The sequence below is a fragment of the Fertoeibacter niger genome, assembly GCF_009380135.2.
GTDB lineage: Bacteria > Pseudomonadota > Alphaproteobacteria > Rhodobacterales > Rhodobacteraceae > Fertoeibacter > Fertoeibacter niger.
The window spans coordinates 1-2,169 of sequence record NZ_WHUT02000029.1 but is presented as its reverse complement, the minus strand read 5'-3'; the positions used below and the strand labels follow the sequence as shown (position 1 = coordinate 2,169).

Annotated in this window: 2 protein-coding genes; both read left to right on the top strand. The window is 68.1% G+C overall.

Annotated elements, in window-relative coordinates:
- The coding region (locus GEU84_RS20915; RefSeq protein ID WP_174540121.1) for an FAD binding domain-containing protein at nucleotides 1-937 on the top strand (937 nt) is incomplete at its 5' end.
- Nucleotides 934-2,169 (top strand): molybdopterin cofactor-binding domain-containing protein (locus tag GEU84_RS20910; RefSeq protein WP_174540120.1); only part of this gene is annotated, 1,236 nt, incomplete at its 3' end. The genes GEU84_RS20915 and GEU84_RS20910, both read left to right, overlap by 4 nt.

Sequence of the window (2,169 nt, the reverse complement as noted above, 5' to 3'; positions counted from 1 at the left end):
GGTGGGGTCCGGGGAGGGGGCAGAAAGCCCCCTCCCCGGCGCTTTCCCAAAGTCGGGGTCGGTGCCAGAAAGCCCCCTCCCCGGCGCTTTCCAGCCGCGCCGCGCCGACGAACTGGCGCGGGCCTATGCCGCCGCGCCCCAGGCCACGCTGATCGCCGGGGCCACCGATGTGGGCCTGTGGGTGACAAAGGAATTGCGCGCGCTGGATCCGGTGATCTTTCTGGGCGGTGTCATGGACTTGCAGCAGATCACGCCGCAGGGCGAGAACCTGCGCATCGGGGCGGGCGTCACGATCTCCGCTCTGTGGGAGGCGATGAAGCCCCTGCACCCGTCTTTCGCCGAACTGCTGCGGCGCTATTCATCGGTGCAGGTGCGCAACGCGGCCACCATCGGCGGCAATATCGCCAATGGTTCCCCCATCGGCGACGGGCCGCCCGCGCTGATCGCGCTGGGGGCCACCCTGCACCTGCGGCAGGGCGATGCGCGGCGGGATATGCCGCTGGAGGATTTCTTTCTGGATTACCGCAGGCAGGACCGCCGCCCCGGCGAATTCGTCGAGGCTGTGACGATCCCGCAGGCGGCCCCGGCGCTGCGCTGCTACAAGCTGTCTAAACGCTTTGATCAGGATATTTCCGCCGTCTGCGGCTGTTTCAATGTGACGGTCACAAACGGCATCGTCACCGGCGCCCGCATCGCCTTTGGCGGCATGGCGGGCACGCCGAAACGCGCGGCGGCGGTGGAGGCCGCGTTGCTGGGTCGGCCATGGGAGTGGGCTGCGGTTCAGGCGGCCACCCCTGCGATGGCGCAGGATTTCACGCCGCTGACCGACATGCGCGCCTCGGAGGCCTACCGGACGGAGGCGGCGCAGAACATGCTGATCCGCTATTGGCACGACCTTGCCGGTGCGCCTGTTTCGGTATTGGAGGTGCGGGCATGAGCATGGGCAAACCCCTGCCGCATGATGCGGCCCCGCTGCATGTGACCGGTGCCGCTCGCTATATCGACGACATTCCCACGCCGCGCGGCGCGCTGCATCTGGCCTTCGGCCTTTCCACCGTCGCGCATGGCGACATTCTGGCGCTGGATCTGTCGGCGGTGCGCGCAGCCCCCGGTGTGGTGACGGTGATCGGCCCGGATGACCTGCCCGAGATGCCCGATTGCAGCCCCTCGGTGCATGACGAGCCGTTGCTGGCCTTGGGCCGGGTGCATTACGTCGGCCAGCCGCTGTTTCTGGTGGTGGCCGACAGCCATCTGGCCGCGCGCAAGGCGGCGCGGCTGGGCAAGGTCAGCTACCGCGAATTGCCCGCGCTGCTGACGGTGGATGATGCCTTGGCGGCGAACAGCCGGTTCGAGGCGGGTCCGGTGATCTGGCAGAAGGGCGATGCGGCGGCGGCGATTGCCGGGGCGGCGCATGTGGTGGAAGGGTCATTCGAGGTCGGCGGGCAGGAGCATTTCTATCTGGAGGGCCAGATCGCCTTGGCCCTGCCGCAGGAGGGTGGGGATATGGTGGTGCATTCCTCCACCCAGCACCCGACCGAGATCCAGCACAAGGTGGCCCATGCCCTGCATGTGCCGATGCATGCGGTGCGGGTCGAGGTGCGGCGGATGGGCGGCGGCTTTGGCGGCAAGGAATCGCAGGGCAATGCGCTGGCGATCGCCTGCGCGTTGGCGGCGCGGGCGACGGGCCAGCCCTGCAAGATGCGCTATGACCGTGACGATGACATGATGATCACCGGCAAGCGCCATGACCTGCGGATCGTGTATCGCGCGGGGTTCGACGACGCGGGGCGGGTGCAGGGTCTGGAGTTTCAGCATCTGATGCGCTGCGGCTGGGCGCAGGATCTGTCGCTGCCCGTGGCGGACCGCGCCATGCTGCATGCCGACAACGCCTATTTCCTGCCTGCTGTGCGGATCGAGAGCCACCGGTTGAAGACCAACACCCAGTCGGCCACCGCCTATCGCGGCTTTGGCGGACCGCAGGGCATGGTGGGGATCGAGCGGGTAATGGACCATATTGCCCATGCCCTGCGCCGCGAGCCGGTGGATGTGCGGCGGGTGAATTTCTACCGCGCGATGGCGGATAATGTGGTGCACGGGCTGTCTGGCACCGACCCCAACTCTGGGAAAGCGCCGGGGAGGGGGCTGTCTGCCCCCTCCCCGGACCCCACC